14 protein-coding genes are annotated in these 20,515 nt (G+C 60.3%); 12 read left to right on the forward strand and 2 right to left on the reverse strand.

Going from position 1 to position 20,515, the window contains the following annotated elements:
• Positions 1-23: 23 nt before the first annotated feature.
• Positions 24-2,243 carry a primosomal protein N' gene (locus NCCP436_RS11105; protein ID WP_220804067.1) on the reverse strand — a complete coding sequence of 740 codons (2,220 nt, stop codon included), beginning with the start codon at positions 2,241-2,243 and terminating at the stop codon, positions 24-26.
• A 158-nt stretch (positions 2,244-2,401) separates the two neighbouring features.
• Here NCCP436_RS11105 and rpmE point away from each other — a divergent pair, with 158 nt between their 5' ends.
• The 3 genes from rpmE (at position 2,402) to NCCP436_RS11120 (ending at position 4,986) form a co-directional block, all read left to right on the forward strand.
• Positions 2,402-2,614, forward strand: a complete 213-nt coding sequence (rpmE, locus tag NCCP436_RS11110) for a 50S ribosomal protein L31 (protein ID WP_220804068.1) — start codon at positions 2,402-2,404, stop codon at positions 2,612-2,614.
• A 26-nt stretch (positions 2,615-2,640) separates the two neighbouring features.
• Positions 2,641-3,441: a thermonuclease family protein gene (locus NCCP436_RS11115; protein WP_220804069.1), complete on the forward strand. Its 801-nt coding sequence runs from the start codon at positions 2,641-2,643 to the stop codon at positions 3,439-3,441.
• Positions 3,442-3,717: 276 nt separating this feature from the next.
• Complete coding sequence (locus NCCP436_RS11120) at positions 3,718-4,986, forward strand: malic enzyme-like NAD(P)-binding protein (RefSeq protein ID WP_220804070.1); 1,269 nt, start codon at positions 3,718-3,720, stop codon at positions 4,984-4,986.
• Between the two features lie 59 nt (positions 4,987-5,045).
• Here the strand turns inward: NCCP436_RS11120 and NCCP436_RS11125 are convergent, their stop codons facing one another.
• Positions 5,046-7,445 (reverse strand): penicillin-binding protein 1A, encoded by a 2,400-nt coding sequence (locus tag NCCP436_RS11125; protein WP_220804071.1) that lies wholly within the window; start codon positions 7,443-7,445, stop codon positions 5,046-5,048.
• A 181-nt stretch (positions 7,446-7,626) separates the two neighbouring features.
• Between NCCP436_RS11125 and NCCP436_RS11130 the strand changes: the two genes are divergently transcribed.
• From NCCP436_RS11130 to gltB, 9 genes are all read left to right on the forward strand, one after another.
• Positions 7,627-8,691, forward strand: a complete 1,065-nt coding sequence (locus NCCP436_RS11130) for a pilus assembly protein PilM (protein WP_220804072.1) — start codon at positions 7,627-7,629, stop codon at positions 8,689-8,691.
• Entirely contained in the window at positions 8,691-9,266 is a 576-nt protein-coding gene (locus tag NCCP436_RS11135) for a PilN domain-containing protein (RefSeq protein WP_220804073.1), read from the forward strand. Before NCCP436_RS11130 ends, NCCP436_RS11135 begins: the two co-directional genes overlap by 1 nt.
• Entirely contained in the window at positions 9,263-9,889 is a 627-nt protein-coding gene (pilO, locus tag NCCP436_RS11140; protein ID WP_220804074.1) for a type 4a pilus biogenesis protein PilO, read from the forward strand. Before NCCP436_RS11135 ends, pilO begins: the two co-directional genes overlap by 4 nt.
• Positions 9,886-10,410 (forward strand): type 4a pilus biogenesis lipoprotein PilP, encoded by a 525-nt coding sequence (gene pilP, locus NCCP436_RS11145; protein ID WP_220804075.1) that lies wholly within the window; start codon positions 9,886-9,888, stop codon positions 10,408-10,410. The genes pilO and pilP overlap by 4 nt, the downstream gene beginning before the upstream one ends.
• A gap of 54 nt (positions 10,411-10,464) precedes the next feature.
• On the forward strand, positions 10,465-12,621 hold the full coding sequence (pilQ, locus tag NCCP436_RS11150) for a type IV pilus secretin PilQ (RefSeq protein ID WP_220804076.1): 2,157 nt from the start codon (positions 10,465-10,467) through the stop codon (positions 12,619-12,621).
• 5 nt (positions 12,622-12,626) lie between these two features.
• Positions 12,627-13,145 (forward strand): shikimate kinase AroK, encoded by a 519-nt coding sequence (aroK, locus tag NCCP436_RS11155; protein WP_220804077.1) that lies wholly within the window; start codon positions 12,627-12,629, stop codon positions 13,143-13,145.
• Between the two features lie 51 nt (positions 13,146-13,196).
• Positions 13,197-14,300 (forward strand): 3-dehydroquinate synthase, encoded by a 1,104-nt coding sequence (aroB, locus tag NCCP436_RS11160; protein ID WP_220804078.1) that lies wholly within the window; start codon positions 13,197-13,199, stop codon positions 14,298-14,300.
• A gap of 10 nt (positions 14,301-14,310) precedes the next feature.
• The gene (locus NCCP436_RS11165; protein WP_220804079.1) at positions 14,311-15,825 is read left to right on the forward strand and encodes an AAA family ATPase; all 1,515 of its coding nucleotides are present in this window, start codon (positions 14,311-14,313) and stop codon (positions 15,823-15,825) included.
• A gap of 237 nt (positions 15,826-16,062) precedes the next feature.
• A complete protein-coding gene (gltB, locus tag NCCP436_RS11170) occupies positions 16,063-20,508 on the forward strand; it encodes a glutamate synthase large subunit (RefSeq protein WP_220804080.1) in 4,446 nt (1,481 codons plus the stop codon).
• The last annotated feature ends 7 nt before the right edge of the window (positions 20,509-20,515 follow it).

The raw sequence follows: 20,515 nt of genomic DNA on the forward strand, positions 1-20,515 counted from the left end.
CCGGGCAGAAAGCCGGGAGCGTCTCAGAACAGATCGATCGGATCCACATCAAGCGACCAGCGTACTGCGCGACCGCTCGGTGATTGCTCCAGAAACTGCAGCCAGGGCGTGAGCAGGCGATGCAGGTTGGCGCGGGCATTGCTCTGCAGCAGCAACTGGGCGCGAAAGCGACCGGCGCGGCGCTCCATCGGAGCGGGCACCGGTCCGAGCAGCTCGATGCCGTTCAGACCGAGCTGGCCCAGCAGGTGTTCGGCTTCGGCGCAGGCCTCATCGAGGAAGGCTTCGGCCTGGCCGGGCTTGTGCGCCTCGGCGCGCAGCAGCGCCATGTGGCTGAATGGTGGCAGACCGGCGGCGCGACGCTCGGACAGAGCCTGCTCGGCGAAGGCGAAGTAGCCCTGCTCGGTGAGCTGTACCAGCAGCGGGTGGTCGGCCAGGTGGCTCTGAATGATTACCTTGCCGGGCTCCTCGGCGCGCCCGGCGCGCCCGGCCACCTGAACGATCAACTGCGCCATGCGCTCGCTGGCGCGGAAGTCGGCGGAGAACAATCCGCCATCGGCATCGAGAATGGCCACCAGAGTCACTCGCGGAAAGTGGTGGCCCTTGGCGAGCATCTGGGTGCCTACCAGAATGCAGGGCTCGCCCTTGTTGATGGTGCCGAACAGGCGATCCATGGCGCCCTTGCGTGCGGTGCTGTCGCGATCGATGCGCAGTACCGGGTAATCCGGAAATAGGAGTGCCAGACGTTCTTCCGCACGTTCGGTGCCGGCGCCTACCGGGCGTAGATCCACATGCCGGCATTTCGGGCAGCTGTCCGGCTGGCGCTCGACATGACCGCAGTGGTGGCAGCGCAGCTCCCGGTAGCGTTGGTGCACGGTCATACGAGCGTCGCAGCGCGGGCATTCCGACAGCCAGCCGCAATCGTGGCACAGCAGCGTAGGAGCAAAGCCGCGGCGGTTGAGGAACACCAGTACTTGCTGGCCGGCTGCAAGGGTCTGAGCGATAGCCTGCTGCATCGGTCCAGATATGCCTGAGTCCAGTGGTCGGCTTTTGACGTCCAGACGCCGGAAGCGTGGCTGACTGGCGCCGCCGGCGCGGCGGGTCAGTCTGAGCATGGCGTAACGCCCGTTGTGGGCATTGTGCAGGCTTTCCAGTGACGGGGTGGCTGAGCCAAGCAGGATTGGGATGTTCTCCTGGCGGGCGCGTACCAGTGCCAGGTCGCGAGCGTGATAACGCAGACCTTCCTGCTGTTTATAGGAAGCGTCGTGTTCCTCGTCGACGATGATCAGCCCCGGATTCTTCATCGGCGTAAATAGCGCCGAGCGGGTACCGATGACGATGTCAGCCTCGCCGTCGCGGGCAGCCAGCCAGGCATCCAGTCGCTCGCGGTCGCTGACTGCCGAGTGCAACAGGGCGATGCGGGCATTGAAGCGGCGGGCGAAGCGCTCGAAAGTCTGTGGTCCGAGGTTGATTTCCGGGATCAGCACCAGCGCTTGCTTGCCGGCCTGCAGGCACTGGTGGATCAACTGCAGGTAGACCTCGGTCTTGCCGCTGCCGGTGACTCCGGCCAGAAGGAATGCATTGTATTGCCCGCGCGCAGAAGCAACGGCATTGACGGCGGCACGCTGTTCCTCATTAAGCGGCAGCTCCGGCTGGGCCAGCCAGTGACTCGGACGCGGCTGCGGCCGGGGGGGGCGGACTTCTACGCGCACCAGGCCCTTTTCGTGCAGAAGTTGCAGGCTGTCGCGGTTGAGCTGCAACTGTCCCAGTAGACTATGGGGCACCCCATGGGAATGCTGGGTCAGCACCCTGAGTGCCTCGCGCTGACGTGGCGCACGAGTCAGGCGCGGGTCGTCGAGGCTGGCGTCGGGGTTGGCCAGCCAGAAGCGCTCCTGACGGGTTTCCGCAGCTTCGCCCTGGCGTAGCAGCACCGGTAGCGCCCAGCTCAGGGTGTCGCCCAGACTGTGCTGGTAGTACTGCGCCGTCCACAGGCACAGTCGAAAGAGCGCCGGCGGCAGCGGCGGGTGTGCATCGAGCAGCTCCAGTGCCGGTTTGAGTTTGTCTGCCGGCACCTCGCTGTGGCTGCCGGTTTCCACCAGAATACCGATCATCTCGCGTCGGCCGAAGGGCACGCGCAGCCGCACGCCTGGCTGCAGGGCGCTGCGGGGGGCGCCGGCCGGCGGACGGTAGTCGAACAGGCGGCGCAGGGGTGACGGCAGGGCGAGGCGCAGGATCGGTTCGGGCACGCATGGGCTCCATGGTCAGGCGGTCGATCTTAGCATGCGACGGTCGGCGGCTTGAGCCGCTTGCATCGACCGAAGCGTCTGGTAACATGCGCGACCTGTTTATGTGCGGTGCCTGACGTTGGGTCGGGTGGCGGCACGATTATCCCGAGGAAAGCACTATGAAAGCCGATATCCATCCGAACTACGTCGAGATCGACGCCACCTGCTCTTGCGGCAACGTCATCAAGACCCGCTCCACCATTGGCAAGAACCTAAACATCGACGTCTGCTCCGAGTGCCACCCCTTCTACACCGGCAAGCAGAAAGTGCTGGATACCGGCGGCCGTATCGATCGCTTCAAGCAGCGTTTCGGCGTATTCGGCTCCAAATAAGTGGTCGAAGCCCAACGGAAGCCGCCATGCGCCATTCCGTAATGCTGAAGAAGGCGTCCCTTGTGGGCGCCTTTTTCGTTTCGCTGGCCTGGATCGATTTCGTCCAGGCATTCTGTCCTTCGCGCATTGATCTGCCGCAGGTGGCGGTACGTCAGGTGGTCGATGGTGACACTCTGCGCCTGCGTGACGGTCGTAGCGTTCGTCTGATCGGTATCAATACGCCCGAGCTAGGGCGCAAGGGGCGTAGTGACGAGCCCTTTGCAGTGCAGGCCAGGCGCCGTCTGCAGGCGCTGGTTGATGCCAGCGATGGGCGGGTCGGCCTGCTTTACGGGGCGCAGCGGCAGGATCGTTACGGCCGCACGTTGGCTCATCTCTATGATCATCAGGGGCGCAACATTGAGGCTCAGCTACTGAGTGAAGGGTTGGGCTTCATGGTGGCGGTGTCGCCCAATACCGCGCTGGTGGGCTGCCAGGCTGCTGCCGAGCAACAGGCTCGTCAGCAGCGTCGCGGCTTGTGGCGGAACGATCCGGTCAAGCGCGCCGGGCAGCTTCGTAGCGGCGGTTTCGCGCTGCTGGCCGGTCGAGTTGTACGGGTGCAGCAGAACCGTGGTGGGCTGTGGCTCGATCTTGATGGCGGGCGGGTGCTGCGGGTTGCGCCAGAGTCATTCGGCGACTTCGATCTCCGTGCTTTGAAAGCCCTGCAGGGCGAGAGTGTGGAGGCGCGAGGCTGGGTTATCGATCGCCGCGCCCGTGGCGGCCTGCAGACGGGGCAGGCGCGCTGGATGATGCCGTTGACGCATCCGGAGATGCTGACATCCGGGCCGTGAAGGTGCTCTGACAGTTCCAGGGCTTCTGGCTGCAGGTGGGGCGTCGTCAAGCCTGAGAAGCCTTCCCGGATCGCTGGCAGCGAAGGGTTAAGCGCGCAGCTCTGCTCTACGCCTGGGCCTGGAGGTTGGGGCCTGCCGCAGGCCTTATGCCAGGCTGGAAACCCCGCGCTTGGTCGGTGATTGGAATGCGACTGAACAGTCTTGTATATCTGTATACAACTTGCGTATCCTCGGCCGCCTGCCCGTTCAACAGCCCTAAAAAGCGGAAATACCACTATGTCAGATCTAAAAAATGCCGCTCTCGAATACCATGCCCAGCCCCGCCCCGGGAAGCTGAGTGTCGAGTTGACCAAGCCCACCGCGACTGCCCGTGACCTGGCCCTGGCCTATAGCCCGGGTGTGGCCGAGCCTGTGCGTGAAATTGCCCGCGATGCCGAGCTGGCCTACCGCTACACCGGCAAGGGCAACCTGGTGGCCGTTATTTCCGACGGTACTGCCATTCTCGGTCTGGGGAATCTCGGCCCGCTGGCCTCCAAGCCGGTCATGGAAGGCAAAGGCGTGCTGTTCAAGCGCTTCGCTGGTATCGATGTGTTCGACATCGAAGTGGACGCCGAAAGCCCGCAGGCTTTCATCGACACGGTCAAGCGCATCTCCGTTACCTTCGGCGGCATCAATCTCGAGGATATCAAGGCTCCCGAGTGCTTCGAGATCGAGCGCGCACTGATCGAGCAGTGCAACATCCCGGTTTTCCACGATGATCAGCACGGTACCGCCATCGTAACTGCTGCCGGCATGCTCAACGCGCTGGAAATTGCCGGTAAGACTTTGGAAGAAGCAAAGATCGTCTGTCTCGGGGCCGGGGCTGCTGCTGTCTCCTGCATGAAGCTGCTGGTCAGCATGGGGGCGAAGATCGAGAACATTTCCATGGTCGACCGTAAGGGCGTGATCCACGCAGGCCGTGATGACCTGAACCAGTATAAGGCCGTGTTCGCCAGCGAAACCGATAAACGCAGCCTGTCCGACGCCTTGGACGGTGCTGATGTGTTTGTCGGCTTGTCTGGTGCCAACCTGCTGAGCCCGGAAGATCTCAAGCGCATGGCGGCCAATCCGATCGTTTTTGCCTGCTCCAACCCGGATCCGGAAATCAGCCCCGAGCTGGCACATGCCACGCGTAGTGACGTGATCATGGCTACCGGTCGTTCCGACTATCCGAACCAGGTCAACAACGTGCTGGGTTTCCCCTTCATCTTCCGCGGGGCGCTGGATGTTCGCGCTACTCGCATCAACGAAGAAATGAAGATCGCTGCAGCCCTGGCCCTGCGCGACCTGGCCAAGCTGCCGGTGCCGAAGGAAGTCTGCGATGCCTACGGTGGCATCGATCTGGCGTTCGGTCGCGACTACATCATTCCGAAGCCGATGGATCCGCGCCTGATCACCCAGGTTTGCGACGCGGTAGCCAAGGCGGCGATCGATTCCGGTGTGGCAACGCTGCCCTATCCGAAGCACTACCCGCTGAGCTCGGTGGATGATGTATTCAAAGGCTGAGAGCCAATCAATAAAAAACCCGCTTCGGCGGGTTTTTTATTGATTGTGATGCAGGTCTCTTAGAACAGGTCGATGGGAGCTATGTCGTCGACCGGTAACGGACTGCTGGGAATTCCCATGCCTGGCTCGAACTCGCTCATCGGCGGTGGGGTGTCCTCGCTCTTGAACAGCTCGAAGTAGGCATTCGGTGTGCCAGGGCTGGCGGCCCGGCCGCTGACCGGGTCGACCCGCAAGGTCAGTATCCCCTTGGGCTCCTTCGGCAGGTGATTGGGGCGATCCTTGAGTGCCGCGCCCATGTAACTCATCCAGATCGGCAGGGCCACGGTGCCGCCGTACTCGTTGCGCCCAAGGCTTTCCGGTTGATCGAAGCCGGCCCAGACCGTGGTGACGTAGTCGGCGTTGTAACCGGAGAACCAGCTGTCCTTGGACTCATTGGTGGTGCCGGTCTTGCCGGCCAGATCGCTGCGGCCCAGGGCCAGAGCGCGGCGGCCAGTACCTCGCGTGATTACGTCCTGCAGCATGCTGGTCATGATGTAGGCGGTGCGCTCATCGATGATCTGCTCGGCTACTCGCGGCTCCTCACTGACGGCTTCGCTGTCGGCGAGTTCTTCATCTTCATTTGGCAGACTGCCGGGCACGCGTGCCGGATTGGCGCGCAGCAGCAGTTTGCCGTTGCGGTCTTCGATGCGTTCGATCAGGTAGGGCTCGATCTTGTAGCCGCCGTTGGCAAAGGTCGCCCAGCCTTCGGCAATCTCCAGTGGGGTAAGGCTGGCGGTACCCAGCGCCAGCGACAGATTGCGGGGTAGATCCTCGGGGGCAAAGCCAAAGCGCTCGATATAGCTGCGACTGCGGTCGATGCCCAGATCCTGGAGCAGGCGAATTGAGACCAGATTGCGCGAGCGATACAGAGCTTCGCGCAGACGGATGGGGCCGAGGAAGGTGTTGTTGTCGTTCTTCGGTCGCCAGGCTTCGCCCATGCCGGCCTCCTGGAAAACGATCGGGGCGTCGTTCACCAGGGTGGCGGCGGTGTAGCCGTAATCCAGGGCTGCGCTGTAGATGAAAGGCTTGAAGCTGGAGCCAGGCTGGCGCTTGGCCTGGACAGCGCGGTTATAGTTGCTCTGGTCGAAGGAGAAACCGCCGACCAGCGCCTGAATGGCGCCACTGTAGGGGTCAAGCGAAACCAGCGCGCTTTGCGCGGCCGGGATCTGGGTGAAGGTGAGGGTGCCGTCCTGTTGGGGTTGGACGCGAATGACATGGCCGATCTGCACCACATCAGCCGGCTTTTGCGGGCGTGGCCCCAGGCTGTTGGTTTTGATGAAGGGGCGCGCCCATTTCATGCTGTCCCAGGATACGGCATGCTCTTCGCCGCTTCGCAGTAGCACCAGAATGCCGCTGTTTTCGACCTGAGTGACGACGGCTGGCTCCAGTCCGCCAATGGAGCGGAAACGGTTCAGTTCGCTGAGCCAGGTTTCCCGGTTGGCTCCCTGCAAACGTGCTTCCGGCCCCCGGTAACCATGGCGCTGGTCGTAGTTGATCAGGCCTTCGCGCAGGGCTGTATTGGCTGCTTCCTGCAAATGGCTGGGTACTGTGGTGGTGACATTGAAACCTTCTGTATAGGCGTCGCTGCCGTAGCGTCCGACCATTTCCGCGCGGGCCATCTCGGCGATATAGGGGGCGTTGAGTTCCGGTGGCTGAACGTGATGGCGTGCGTCGACCACTTCGGCCAGTGCTGCTTCATAGGTGCTTTGATCGATGCGTCCGAGACGGTACAGGCGGCCGAGAATCCAGTCACGACGCTCCTTGGCCCGAGCTGGGTTGACCAGTGGGTTGTAGCGCGATGGGGCTTTCGGCAGACCGGCGATCATGGCCATCTGCGCCAGGTTCAGATCGCGGATCGATTTGCCGTAATAAACCTGTGCGGCTGCCTCGATGCCATAGGCCCGGTTGCCCAGGTAGATCTTGTTGACGTAGAGCTCAAGTATCTCGTCCTTGCTCAGTTCGCGCTCGATTTGCAGGGCCAGGAGAATTTCCGTGGCCTTGCGCGAGAAGCTGCGTTCGCTGGTGAGAAAGAAGTTCTTGGCCACCTGCATGGTGATGGTGCTGCCACCACTCTGAATCTGGCCACTTTTCAATAATTGCGTGGCAGCGCGCATCAAGCTCGCGACATCGACGCCATAATGGTTGGCGAAGTTATCGTCCTCGGCGGCCAGCAGAGCGCTGATGAAGTCCTTGGGGATTTCGTCGAAGCGGATTGGGGAGCGGCGCATTTCGCCGAATTCGGCAATCAGTTTGGCATCCTGGCTGTAGACGCGCAGCGGGATTTGCAGTTGCACCTCGCGCAGCGATTCGACGGATGGAAGGCTGGGGCTGAGGTAGAGGAAGGCTCCACTCAAACTGAGCAATAGTCCGCAAAAAACGGCAAGGCTGGACCACCAGAAAAACTTCAGCAGGCGTATCAAGATGTTCGGAATTCCAAATAAAAGAATGAGTTAAGCAGGAGTCGAGGTAAAAAGGGAAAAGCTGTTCACATTATAAGCGTTTTTTTTGCCGGGGAGCCATTTGCGCTTCTGTCAAGACTGATATTTAATGCAGAAATACATAAATAGTCCGTAAGTCGCGGATGCTAATAGGAAAACGGTCGTGCTAGGGCTCTTCACTAAGAAAGCGAATACGCTGCTGGGGATCGATATCAGCTCGACTTCGGTCAAGCTCCTCGAATTGAGTCGCTCGGGAAGCCGCTACAGGGTTGAGGCATATGCTGTCGAGCCGCTTCCTCCCAATGCTGTGGTTGAAAAGAACATCTCCGAGCTCGAAGGCGTTGGTCAGGCGCTGGTTCGTGTACTGGCCAAGGCCAAGACCAGCCTTAAAACAGCGGCTGTGGCCGTCGCCGGTTCTGCGGTTATCACCAAGACTATCGAGATGGAGGCCGGGCTGTCTGAAGATGAGCTGGAAAACCAGCTGAAGATCGAAGCCGATCAGTACATCCCTTATCCGCTCGAAGAAGTAGCCATCGACTTCGAGGTACAGGGCCCGGCACCGCGCAATCCAGAGCGGGTTGAAGTGCTGCTGGCAGCCTGTCGCAAGGAGAACGTCGAAGTGCGCGAAGCCGCTCTGGCGCTGGCCGGGCTGACCGCCAAAGTGGTGGACGTCGAGGCTTACGCTCTTGAGCGCGCCTATAGCCTGCTGGAGCCTCAGCTGGGCTCGGGGCATGGCGAGCTGACAGTGGCTGTGGTCGATATTGGTGCCACCATGATGACGTTGAGCGTGCTGCACAACGGTCGCACCATCTATACCCGCGAACAGTTGTTCGGCGGCAAGCAACTGACCGAGGAAATCCAGCGTCGCTATGGTCTGTCGGTAGAGGAGGCCGGACTCGCCAAGAAACAAGGGGGTCTTCCGGATGACTACGACAGCGAAGTTTTGCAGCCGTTCAAGGAGGCGGTGGTGCAGCAGGTGGCGCGTTCCCTGCAGTTCTTCTTCGCGGCCGGGCAGTTCAGCGAGGTCGACTACATCCTGCTGGCCGGCGGCACTGCATCAGTGCCGGATCTGGATCGGCTGATCCAGCAGAAGCTGGGTACGCAGACGCTGGTGGCCAACCCGTTCGCCGATATGGCGCTGAGCAGCAAGGTCAACGCTGGGGCTCTGGCCAGTGATGCGCCTTCGCTGATGATTGCCTGTGGCCTGGCGATGAGGAGTTTCGACTGATGGCGCGGATTAACCTGCTTCCCTGGCGCGAACAACTGCGTGAAGAGCGCAAACAGCGCTTTCTCGTGACCCTGATGGGGGTGGTGGTTCTGGCTGGCGGCGTGGTGTTTCTGGGTATGCAGCTGCTTGATGGAGCTATCGAACACCAGAATGCACGCAACAACTTCGTTAAGAAGGAAATTGCCGTGCTGGATGCGCGTATCAAGGAGATCAGCGAGCTAAAAACACTGCGTCAGCAACTGCTTGAGCGGATGAAAATCATCCAGGATCTTCAGGGCAACCGTCCGATCATTGGCCGGGTGTTCGATCAACTGGTACGAACTCTGCCGGACGGCGTGTATTTCACCAGTGTCAAGATGACAGGCAAGAACATTGCCATCGTGGGGGCGGCAGAGTCGAACAACCGGGTTTCCAACCTGATGCGCAACATGGATGCTTCTGATTGGCTGACGGCGCCCAACCTGACTCAGGTCAAGGCTACAACAGCAGGTGCAGTGGATCAGGCCAACGTCTTTCAACTCAGTGTGCAGCAGACTCAGCCTGCGGCAGAGGTCGTCGAGGGTGGTAAAAAATGAGCCTGGCCGAATCCATTGAAAGTCTGCGGAATTTCGATCTTAACGATCTGGATTTCAACAACGTCGGTTCCTGGCCGGCAGCGGTCAAGGGCATTGTCTATGTGCTGGTCTTTGCTTTGGTCGTAGGCGGCGGCTACTACTTCTATCTGAGTGAACTGCAGGCCGATCTCGAGCGGGTAACCCAGCAAGAGGAGAGCCTTAAGCAGGAGTTCAGCAGGAAGGCTGCTCAGGCCGCGAACCTCGAGGCCTATAAGGAGCAGATGAAGGAAATGCAGGAATCCTTCGGAGCTCTGCTACGGCAATTGCCCAGTGATACGGAAGTGCCGGGGCTGCTGGAAGATATTACTCGTACTGGGTTGGGAAGTGGTCTGGAGTTTGAAGAAATCAAACTGCTTCCCGAAGTAGCGCAGCAGTTCTACATCGAACTACCAATACAGATTACGGTTATTGGTAGTTACCATGATCTCGCTACTTTTGTTAGTGGTGTTGCCAGTCTTCCTCGTATCGTCACGCTGCATGACTTTGAAATAAAACCGATGGAAAAAGACGGCGTTTCCTCCGCTTTGCGGATGAATGTACTGGCAAAAACTTATCGGTATGACGATAAGGGGCTTGAGAAATGAAAACCATCAAGTTCGTTTTCTTGACCTGCTGTCTAACGGGCCTGGTGGGTTGTACGCAGGGAGACTTCTCTGACCTTCAGTCCTTTATGGACGAAGTTCGAGCCAGGCCCAAGGGCTCGATTGAGCCGTTGCCGAAATTTCTCCCCTATGAGGCCTTCACATATGGTGCCTCATCGTTGCGTAGTCCTTTTCAGCCACCGGTAAAAGTGGACACCGTTATCCGTGCCAAGGGAGCTCCGGAGATCCGACCTGACGAGAATCGGGTAAAGCAGTTTCTTGAAGGCTTCAATATTGAAGTATTCGAAATGGTAGGGACGCTATCGAATGACGGCGGGTTTTATGCGCTGGTAAGTGGGGCCGGTGGAGTACACAGGATCAAGGTGGGTGACTACCTGGGGCGCAATCATGGACGTGTAGTTGCAGTTGATGAGTCCAAGATTGATGTGGTCGAAATAGTTCCGGACGGTGATGAGGGTTGGCTTGAAAGGCCGCGCAGCCTAACGCTCAAAGAGCGCTCCTGATAGGCGGGAACATATATGAAAAGAAACTTTCAGTCTGCACAACGGAAGCATGTAATGAATAACTTGTTCTCGCGCTCATGCCTGAGTGTTGGTGTTCTGGCCGCACTGTTGTCTCCGTCTCTTCTGGCGGCCGACCTGCAAAAGCTGGACGTAGCCGCACTGCCTGGGGATCGGGTTGAGCTCAAACTGACCTTCGACGAACCAATTGCTGCTCCCCGTGGCTATACCATTGAGCAGCCGGCGCGGATTGCGCTTGATCTGCCGGGCGTTACCAGCCGGTTGGCTAGCAAGAATCGTGAGATCGGCATGGGCAACGCCAGGAGTGTTACCGTGGTCGAGGCCAAGGACCGGACGCGGCTGATCGTCAATCTGACCACTCTGGCGCCCTATAACACCCGCGTTGAGGGCAACTCCCTGTATGTGGTGGTGGGTGAGGGGGCTGCTGTCAGCTCCAGCGCTGCGCCAGTGGCCAGTGTGACGCCGGTGGTTGCCAAGCCGAAGCCCGTGGTGGCTGGCGGCCGGGTAGTCAGCGATATCGACTTCCAGCGTGGCGAGCAGGGCGAAGGCAATCTCGTCATTACTCTATCGGATGCAGCCATCAATCCTGATGTGCAGGAGCAGGGCGGCAAGATTCGTATCGACTTTCCCAAGACCCAGCTGCCCGAGTCGCTGCGTGTACGCCTGGATGTGAAGGATTTTGCAACGCCGGTGCAGTTCGTCAATGCAAGTGCCTCGGCTGATCGTGCCAGTATCGTAGTGGAACCGGCCGGGCTTTATGACTATCTGGTGTACCAGACCGAGAACAAGCTGACGGTCAGCGTCAAGCCGATGACCGAGGAAGATGCGGTGAGGCGCAAGTCCGAGCGTTTCGCCTACAGCGGGGAAAAGCTGTCGCTGAACTTTCAGGACATCGACGTGCGCTCGGTATTGCAGCTGATTGCCGACTTCACCGACCTGAACCTGGTGGCCAGTGACACCGTACGAGGCAATATCACTTTGCGCCTGCAGAACGTACCTTGGGATCAGGCGCTGGATCTGGTGCTTAAGACCAAAGGGCTTGATCAGCGCAAGATCGGCAATGTGCTGATGGTTGCGCCGGCGGATGAAATTGCCGCACGGGAACAGCAGGAACTGGCGGTACAGAAGCAGGTTGCGGAGCTTGCCCCGCTGCGCAAGGACATCATTCAGCTGAACTATGCCAAGGCCTCGGATATTGCCAAGCTGTACGAAGAGGGCTCTTCCGGGACGCTTAAGGATGACATGCGTGGTTCGGTTATCTATGACGACCGCACCAACAGCCTGATTGTCACCCTGACTCAGGAGCGGATCGACGAGCTGCGCCGGATCGTCACTCAGCTCGATATCCCTGTTCGCCAGGTGATGATCGAGGCCCGCATCGTCGAGGCGAATGTCGATTACGACAAGGCGCTTGGCGTGCGCTGGGGGGGGAACCTCTGGGCCGGTAATGGCAACAAGTGGAGCGCCTGGGGCAAGAACGGCAACCTGAATGTGGCGGACGACCCTTATTCATCAGGTAAGCCTGGCGACGAGAACTACGTTCCATCGCGTCGGGTGGGGCATTTTGAGGGTATCCCGGAAGTTCCGCTGAATAGTCCTTTCGTTGATCTGGGAGCGGCTGGAGCGACCTCGGGTATTGGTATCGGCTTCATCAGTAATAACGTAGTGCTGGATCTGCAACTCAGTGCAATGGAGAAGACCGGCGCTGGCGAGGTGGTTTCTCAGCCCAAGGTTGTCACCTCGGATAAGGAAACGGCAAAGATCCTCAAGGGGACCGAGGTGCCCTATCAGGAGGCCAGCTCCAGTGGGGCCACCAGTACATCCTTCAAAGAAGCTGCTCTGTCGCTGGAGGTAACGCCGCAGATCACTCCGGACAACCGCGTACTGATGGAGGTCAAGGTGACGAAGGATGCCCCGGACTTCTCGGTAGCCTCTTCCACTGGCGGTATCCCGGCAATCAGCAAGAACGAGGTCAATGCCAAGGTGTTGGTGGCCGATGGCGAGACGATCGTAATCGGTGGCGTCTATTCCAACACCCAGTCCAAGTCGGTGGACAAGGTGCCGTTCCTGGGTGATTTGCCGTTTATTGGTCGTGTGTTCAAGCGTGATCTGGTGCAGGACAGAAAAGCGGAATTGCTTGTATTCCTCACTCCGCGCATCATGAACAACCAAGCCATTGCCGTGAATCGATGATCTAAGTGCGGAACGTAATCCTCGTTGGCCCGATGGGTGCTGGAAAAAGCACCATCGGGCGTTTGCTTGCTAAAGAACTGCGTTTGCCCTTCAAGGATTCCGATAAGGAAATTGAGCAGCGCACCGGTGCCAACATTCCTTGGATCTTCGATGTTGAGGGAGAGCAGGGCTTTCGAGAGCGGGAGCAGGCGGTGATTGCCGAGCTTGCTGCGCAGAATGGCCTTGTACTGGCGACCGGTGGTGGTGTGGTGATGCGTCCGGAAAACCGTCGGGCTCTGCATGACGGTGGATGGGTGATCTACCTGCATACGTCGGTCGAACAGCAGATCGACCGCACTGCCCGTGATCGCAACCGTCCGTTGCTGCGCTCGGCCAATCCGGCGCAGGTGTTACGTGATCTCATGGCGCTTCGTGATCCGCTTTATCGGGAAATTGCTGATATCGTCATCGAGACGGACGAGCGGCCGCCGCGAATGGTCGTGCAGGAAATTCTCTCGCGCCTGGAAGCCCTGTCGCCCCGTTAAAGCACGGGGTGAACTGCGTTATTCTAGAGCCCTTTTCATTTCGGGGGCCTCATGCAGACTCTTCACGTTGAACTAGGCGAGCGCAGCTATCCCATCTATATCGGGAGTGGCTTGCTGGCTCGCCCCGCGTTGCTGGCCGCCCATATTGCCGGGCGTCAGGTAGCTGTTGTCACCAATGAAACCGTTGCGCCGTTGTACCTGCAGACGCTGTTGCAGAGTCTGGCAGGTTTTAATGTTACTTCCGTGGTATTGCCAGATGGCGAGGCGCATAAGAACTGGGAGACCCTGCAGCTGATCTTTGATGGCCTGCTAAGTGCGCGCCATGATCGGCGCACTACAGTGATCGCCCTGGGGGGCGGGGTGATCGGCGATATGGCCGGATTCGCCGCTGCCTGCTACCAGCGTGGGGTGGATTTTATCCAGGTGCCGACGACGCTGTTGTCCCAGGTCGACTCCTCGGTAGGGGGCAAAACCGGAATCAACCATCCGCTAGGCAAGAACATGGTGGGGGCTTTCTACCAGCCCAAGGCGGTGTTGATCGATACGGCAAGCCTCGAGACGCTGCCGGCCCGCGAGTTGTCGGCTGGCCTGGCCGAGGTAATCAAGTACGGCCTGATCTGCGACGAGCCGTTCCTGGGATGGCTGGAAGCCAACATGTCGGCGCTGCGGAACCTTGATCAGGGTGCGCTGACTTACGCCATCGAGCGCTCCTGTGCCGCCAAGGCCCGCGTGGTTGGTGCGGACGAGCGTGAGTCCGGAGTACGGGCGACACTGAATCTGGGGCATACCTTCGGCCATGCGATCGAGACGGAACAGGGCTATGGCGTCTGGTTGCACGGTGAGGCGGTGGCCGCCGGAACGGTTATGGCTCTGGAGATGTCCTATCGTCTGGGCTGGTTGTCGGCAGCCGAGCGTGATCGCGGCATTCATCTTCTGCAGGCTGCCGGTCTGCCGGTGGTGCCGCCACAGGACATGGGCCCGGAGCAGTTCCTTGAGCATATGGCGGTGGACAAGAAGGTCCTGGATGGTCAGATGCGTCTGGTTCTGTTGCGACATCTGGGCGAGGCCGTGGTCACCGCCGACTACCCGCGTGAAATTCTTGACGCAACATTGCGCAGCGACTACCGAGCTTTGGCCCAGTCGCTCACCTCCTGAAGAGTGATCCATGACCAGTCTGCACGCCGATGAAGCCTTCCTGACGCATTACCAGTTCAGCCATGACCCCTTTGCCCCGCGCGTACCCGGTTTCAAGTTCTTTCCGGCTCAGCGCAAGCCTGTGCTGGGGCAATTGCACCATCTGGCGCGTTACAGCCAGTTGCTGCTTGCAGTAACCGGGCCGCAGGGTAGTGGCAAGACGCTGCTGCGTCAGGCGCTGGTAGCCAGTACCAACAAGCAAGCCGTACAGACGGTGGTCATAGCCCAGCATGGGCTGGGCAGCGAACTGCTATTGCGCCAGGTGGCGCAGGGGTTGTCCGTCGCTCAGGCCGATGTGCCCTCGATCCTTGCGCAGGTGGGGCAGTTGGCCCTGACGGGGCAGGAGGTGTACCTGCTGGTGGACGATGCGGAGCAACTGGACGATGCTGCGCTGCAGAATCTTCAGAGTCTGGCCGCGGGTGACGCGCAGGGACGGGCGCATGTGTTTCTCTTTGCCGAGCAGGGGCTGCTGGATCGTCTGCAGGCTCTGGGCTGGGACGAAGAGACCTATCATGCCATCGAGTTGCAGCCCTACACCGAGGATGAGGTGCGCGAGTATCTGGCTCAGCGTCTGGAGGGTGCCGGACAGGGTATCGAAATCCTTTCTGACGAGCAGATCGAGATCATCCACCAGCGTTCAGGCGGTTGGCCGGGGCTGATCAATACCGAAGCGCGTGAGCTTCTGATTGAGCAGATGTTGGCCCGGCGTTCTGCAGGACGTAGTGGAGGCATGGCGTTTACTGTGCCGAAGAAACATCTGCTGGCGGCTGGTGTGGTGCTGGCGGGAATCGCTGCGGCCTGGCTGATGCAGGGGCGCGATTCGCAGACGGTCAGTGAAGCCCCGGTGCGTGCCGTTGTACCGCAGGCGCCGTCCGCTGAGGGTAGGCCGGCTGCAGCAGTCGAGGCGCCGCCAGCGGCGATCGAGTTTGCCGGTAAGAGCCAGCCTCTGCCATTGCCGCTGGCGGGCGAAGCACAGACGGTGATCCGTCAGCCGCTGGCAGAGGCGGCGGTGGAGGAGTTGGATAATTTCGAGCTGCCGGCCTCCCCTGCGCCGGCAGCGCCTGCTCCAGTGGCTGCTGCATCTGCATCTGCATCTGCGGCGAAGAAGCCCGAGCAGGTGGTCGCCAAGCCCGCAGCGCCAACTCCGTCACCTGCTCCAGTTCAGAAACCGGTACCGGCCCAGAAACCGGCTATTACGATAGCAGCCGCCAACTGGTATGCGCAGCAGCCTGCTTCGCGCTTTGTTCTGCAGGTAGTCGGATCGCGCTCTGAGGCCAATATCCAGGCACTGGTGCGTGAAGGGGGCGGTGAGTATCGCTACTTCAAGAAGGTTCATCAGGGGCAGCCGTTGTACGTGCTGACCTATGGCAGTTTTGCCAGTCGTGAGGCCGCGCAGGCAGCTGTGAAGAATCTGCCGGCCAAGCTGCAGGCCGGAAAGCCCTGGCCGCGCACGCTGGGCAGTATTCAGCAGGAGATGAGTCGCTAGCATCGCTCCGGCACCACTGCAGGGTTGCTACCACTCCCCTGCAGTTCCATCCTTCGCTTTTGCGACAAAAGCATTCATTTTTTCGTCATAAAAATTGTGGGGTTGAGGGCGGCTATGTAAAATGGTCTCCCTTTTGCCCGAGCAAAAAGATGGCCCGTGCCCGCTTTTCGGGTTTAAGCCTTTGAATTAGAAAATAAATTGCCTGATATCCAGGCGAGCTGGTGAGAGTGTCCCCCTATGAAAGCAGGTTTATATCGTCCTGAGGAATTCAAGGATAACTGCGGTTTCGGCCTGATTGCCCATATGCATGGTGAGGCTAGCCATCACCTGCTCAAGACCGCTATCGAAGCCCTCACCTGCATGACTCACCGCGGCGGCATCAACGCCGACGGTAAGACAGGTGACGGCTGTGGCCTGCTGATCCAAAAGCCAGACGAGTTTCTGCGCGCGGTTGCTCGCGAACAGTTTTCCGTCGAGCTGCCCGGGCAGTACGCAGTGGGTATGGTGTTCTTCAATCAGGACCCGGCCAGGGCCGAGGTGGCCCGCGAGAACATGAACCGAGAGATCCTTGCTGCAGGTCTGCAACTGGTGGGCTGGCGCAAGGTAGCAATCGATACCCGCGTACTTGGCCAGTTGGCCCTTGAGCGGTTGCCCCAGATTGAGCAGGTGTTTATCGGTGGCGAAGGACTGTCGGATCAGGAGTTCGCCATCAAGCTGTTCACTGCTCGGCGCCGTTCCTCGGTGGCCAATGCCGAGGACAGTGAACACTACATCTGCAGCTTTTCCCACAAGACCATCATCTACAAGGGGCTGATGATGCCGGCGGATCTCGCCGCCTTCTATCCGGATCTGGGGGACGAGCGCCTGAAGACTGCCATTTGCGTCTTCCACCAGCGCTTTTCCACCAATACGCTGCCGAAGTGGCCGCTGGCCCAGCCGTTCCGTTTCCTTGCGCACAATGGCGAGATCAACACCATCACCGGCAACCGCAACTGGGCTCAGGCCCGGCGCCTGAAGTTCGCCAATGAGCTGATTCCGGATCTGGACGAGCTGGGGCCCCTGGTCAACCGTGTTGGTTCCGACTCCTCGAGCATGGACAACATGCTGGAGTTGATGGTGACCGGCGGCATCGACCTGTTCCGTGGCCTGCGCATGATCATTCCGCCGGCCTGGCAGAACGTTGAAACCATGGACGCCGACCTGCGTGCGTTCTACGAATACAACTCCATGCACATGGAGCCCTGGGACGGGCCTGCCGGTGTGGTGCTGACGGACGGCCGTCACGCCGTGTGCCTGCTCGATCGCAACGGTCTGCGTCCGGCGCGCTGGGTCACCACTAAAAATGGCTACATCACCCTGGCGTCGGAAATCGGTGTCTGGGATTACCAGCCCGAGGACGTGATCGCCAAAGGGCGTGTCGGCCCGGGCCAGATTCTGGCGGTAGACACCGAAACCGGCCAGGTACTGGACACCGATGCCATCGACAATCGCCTGAAGTCGCGCCACCCGTACAAACTGTGGCTGCGCAAGCATGCCCAGAGGATCAAGGCGACTCTGGAAGACCGCGATCATGGTTCGCCCTTCTACGATCCGGATCAGCTCAAGCAGTACATGAAGATGTTCCAGGTCACCTTCGAGGAGCGTGACCAGGTGCTGCGTCCGCTTGGCGAGCAGGGGCAGGAGGCGGTCGGTTCGATGGGGGACGACACCCCGATGGCGGTGCTCTCCCAGCGTATTCGCTCGCCCTACGACTACTTCCGTCAGCAATTTGCCCAGGTCACCAATCCACCGATCGATCCGCTGCGCGAGTCGATTGTCATGTCCCTGGAGATCTGCCTTGGCGCCGAGCGCAACATTTTCAGCGAGTCGCCGGAGCACGCTACCCGCGTGATTCTCAGCAGCCCGGTGATCTCACCGGCGAAGTGGCGCTCGCTGATGAATCTGGAGCGTCCAGGCTTCGAGCGACATGTTATCGACATGAACTATGACGAGTCGCTGGGGTTGGAAGCCGCGGTGCGCAACATGGCGGATCAGGCTGAGGAGGCGGTACGCGCCGGCAAGGTGCTGCTGGTGCTCACGGATCGTCATATCGGCCCGGGCAAGCTTCCGGCTCACGCTTCGCTGGTAACCGGTGCGGTACACCATCGCCTGGTGGAGCAGGGGCTGCGCTGCGACTGCAATATTCTGGTGGAAACCGCTACCGCGCGCGATCCGCACCACTACGCTGTGCTGATCGGTTTCGGTGCTTCGGCGGTCTATCCCTACCTGGCTTACGAAGTGCTGGGTGACCTGATCCGTACTGGTGAGGTGCTGGGCGATCTGTACGAGGTGTTCAAGCACTACCGCAAGGGCATCGCCAAAGGCCTGCTGAAGATCCTGTCGAAGATGGGTATCTCCACCATCGCTTCCTATCGGGGAGCCCAGCTGTTCGAAGCCGTCGGTCTGGCCGACGAGGTCACCGAGTTGTGCTTCAGGGGTGTGGCCAGTCGCATCCAGGGTGCCCGCTTCGTTGATCTTGAAAACGAGCAGAAGCTGCTGGCCTTCGAGGCCTGGAATAACCGCAAGCCGATCCAGCAGGGCGGCCTGCTCAAGTTCGTCTATGGTGGCGAGTACCACGCCTATAACCCGGACGTGGTGCGTACCCTGCAGGAGGCCGTGCAGCAGGGCAGCTACGAGAAGTTCAAGGAATATTCGAGGCTGGTCGACACCCGTCCGGTGTCGATGATTCGCGACCTGCTCAAGGTCCGGGAAGCGGCTGCGCCGATCCCGCTGGATGAAGTCGAGCCGCTGGAATCGATCTTCAAGCGCTTCGATGCCGCCGGTATTTCCCTCGGCGCGCTGTCGCCGGAAGCGCACGAGGCTCTGGCCGAGGCGATGAACCGCCTGGGTGGCCGCTCCAACTCCGGTGAGGGCGGTGAAGACCCGGCGCGTTACGGCACCATCAAGAGTTCGAAGATCAAGCAGGTGGCCACCGGCCGTTTCGGCGTGACGCCGGAATACCTGGTCAACGCCGAAGTGCTGCAGATCAAGGTGGCTCAGGGCGCCAAGCCCGGCGAAGGCGGCCAGCTGCCCGGCGGCAAGGTCAATGGCCTGATCGCACGACTGCGTTATGCCGTGCCGGGTGTGACTCTGATCTCGCCGCCACCGCACCATGACATCTACTCGATCGAGGATCTGGCGCAGCTGATTTATGACCTCAAGCAGGTCAACCCGCAGGCGCTGGTGTCGGTCAAGCTGGTGGCCGAGGCCGGGGTGGGCACCATCGCCGCCGGCGTGGCCAAGGCCTATGCCGACCTGATCACCATTTCCGGCTATGACGGCGGTACCGGTGCCTCGCCGCTGACCTCCATCCGCTATGCCGGCGCGCCGTGGGAACTGGGCCTGGCCGAAACCCACCAGACCCTGCGCGGCAACGATCTGCGCGGCAAGGTGCGGGTGCAGACCGACGGCGGCCTGAAGACCGGCCTGGACGTGGTCAAGGCGGCCATCCTTGGCGCCGAAAGCTTCGGCTTTGGTACCGCTCCGATGGTGGCGCTGGGCTGCAAATACCTGCGCATCTGCCACCTGAACAACTGCGCCACGGGTGTGGCCACGCAGAATGACAAGCTGCGCAAGGATCACTTCATCGGCACCGTCGAGATGGTGATGAACTTCTTCACCTACGTCGCCGAAGAAACCCGCGAGTGGCTGGCCAAGTTGGGAGTGCGTAGCCTGGAAGAGCTGATCGGCCGTACCGATCTGCTTGAAGTGCTGCCGGGCGAGACTGCCAAACAGGGCAATCTGGATCTGACCCCGCTGCTTGGCGCCGGCATCCCGGCAGACAAGCCGCAGTTCTGCCAGGTAGAGAAGAACCCTCCGTTCGATCAGGGCCGACTGGCTGAGCAGATGCTCGAGCTGGCCCGTGAAGCCATCAGCGGCAAGACTGGTGGCGAGTTCGAACTGAAGATCGGCAACTGTGACCGCTCCATCGGCGCGCGTATTTCCGGTGAGATTGCCCGCCTGCATGGCAACCAGGGCATGAGTGACGCACCGGTCACCTTCCGCTTTACCGGTACTGCTGGGCAGAGCTTCGGCGTGTGGAACGCCGGCGGCCTGCACCTGCGCCTGGAAGGCGATGCCAACGACTACGTCGGCAAGGGCATGACCGGTGGCAAGATCGTCATCACCCCGCCGGCCGGCAGCCCATTCGCCACTGAGGACAGTGCCATCATCGGCAACACCTGTCTGTACGGCGCCACCGGCGGCAAGCTGTTCGCCACCGGCACTGCGGGTGAGCGCTTCGCTGTGCGCAACTCCGGTGCGCATGCGGTGGTAGAAGGTGTGGGCGACCACTGCTGCGAATACATGACCGGCGGTTTCGTCTGTGTGCTGGGCAAGACCGGTTACAACTTCGGCTCCGGCATGACGGGGGGCTTCGCCTATGTGCTTGACCTGGAAAATGCGTTCTACGACCGCGTCAACCACGAGCTGGTAGATATCCAGCGCATCAACAACGAGGCGATGGAGGCTTATCGCAGCCACCTGGAAAGCGTGCTGGCCGAGTACGTTGAGGAAACCGCCAGCGAATGGGGCCAGAACCTGCTGGAAAACCTGGACGACTACCTGCGCAAGTTCTGGCTGGTGAAACCCAAGGCGGCCAGCCTGAAGTCCCTGCTGACCAGCACCCGTGCCAACCCCCAATAAGAATGCG

Origin of the sequence: Pseudomonas sp. NCCP-436 (assembly GCF_019656335.1) — a bacterium.
Taxonomy (GTDB): Bacteria; Pseudomonadota; Gammaproteobacteria; order Pseudomonadales; family Pseudomonadaceae; genus Aquipseudomonas.

What these genes read in the sequence shown, in the direction of transcription:
- NCCP436_RS11135 (WP_220804073.1), top strand. Translation starts at nt 8,691, where the DNA reads ATGGCGCGGATTAACCTGCTTCCCTGGCGCGAACAACTGCGTGAAGAG.
- aroB (WP_220804078.1), top strand. Translation starts at nt 13,197, where the DNA reads ATGCAGACTCTTCACGTTGAACTAGGCGAGCGCAGCTATCCCATCTAT.
- pilQ (WP_220804076.1), top strand. Translation starts at nt 10,465, where the DNA reads ATGAATAACTTGTTCTCGCGCTCATGCCTGAGTGTTGGTGTTCTGGCC.
- pilO (WP_220804074.1), top strand. Translation starts at nt 9,263, where the DNA reads ATGAGCCTGGCCGAATCCATTGAAAGTCTGCGGAATTTCGATCTTAAC.
- gltB (WP_220804080.1), top strand. Translation starts at nt 16,063, where the DNA reads ATGAAAGCAGGTTTATATCGTCCTGAGGAATTCAAGGATAACTGCGGT.
- NCCP436_RS11115 (WP_220804069.1), top strand. Translation starts at nt 2,641, where the DNA reads ATGCGCCATTCCGTAATGCTGAAGAAGGCGTCCCTTGTGGGCGCCTTT.
- pilP (WP_220804075.1), top strand. Translation starts at nt 9,886, where the DNA reads ATGAAAACCATCAAGTTCGTTTTCTTGACCTGCTGTCTAACGGGCCTG.
- NCCP436_RS11165 (WP_220804079.1), top strand. Translation starts at nt 14,311, where the DNA reads ATGACCAGTCTGCACGCCGATGAAGCCTTCCTGACGCATTACCAGTTC.
- rpmE (WP_220804068.1), top strand. Translation starts at nt 2,402, where the DNA reads ATGAAAGCCGATATCCATCCGAACTACGTCGAGATCGACGCCACCTGC.
- NCCP436_RS11120 (WP_220804070.1), top strand. Translation starts at nt 3,718, where the DNA reads ATGTCAGATCTAAAAAATGCCGCTCTCGAATACCATGCCCAGCCCCGC.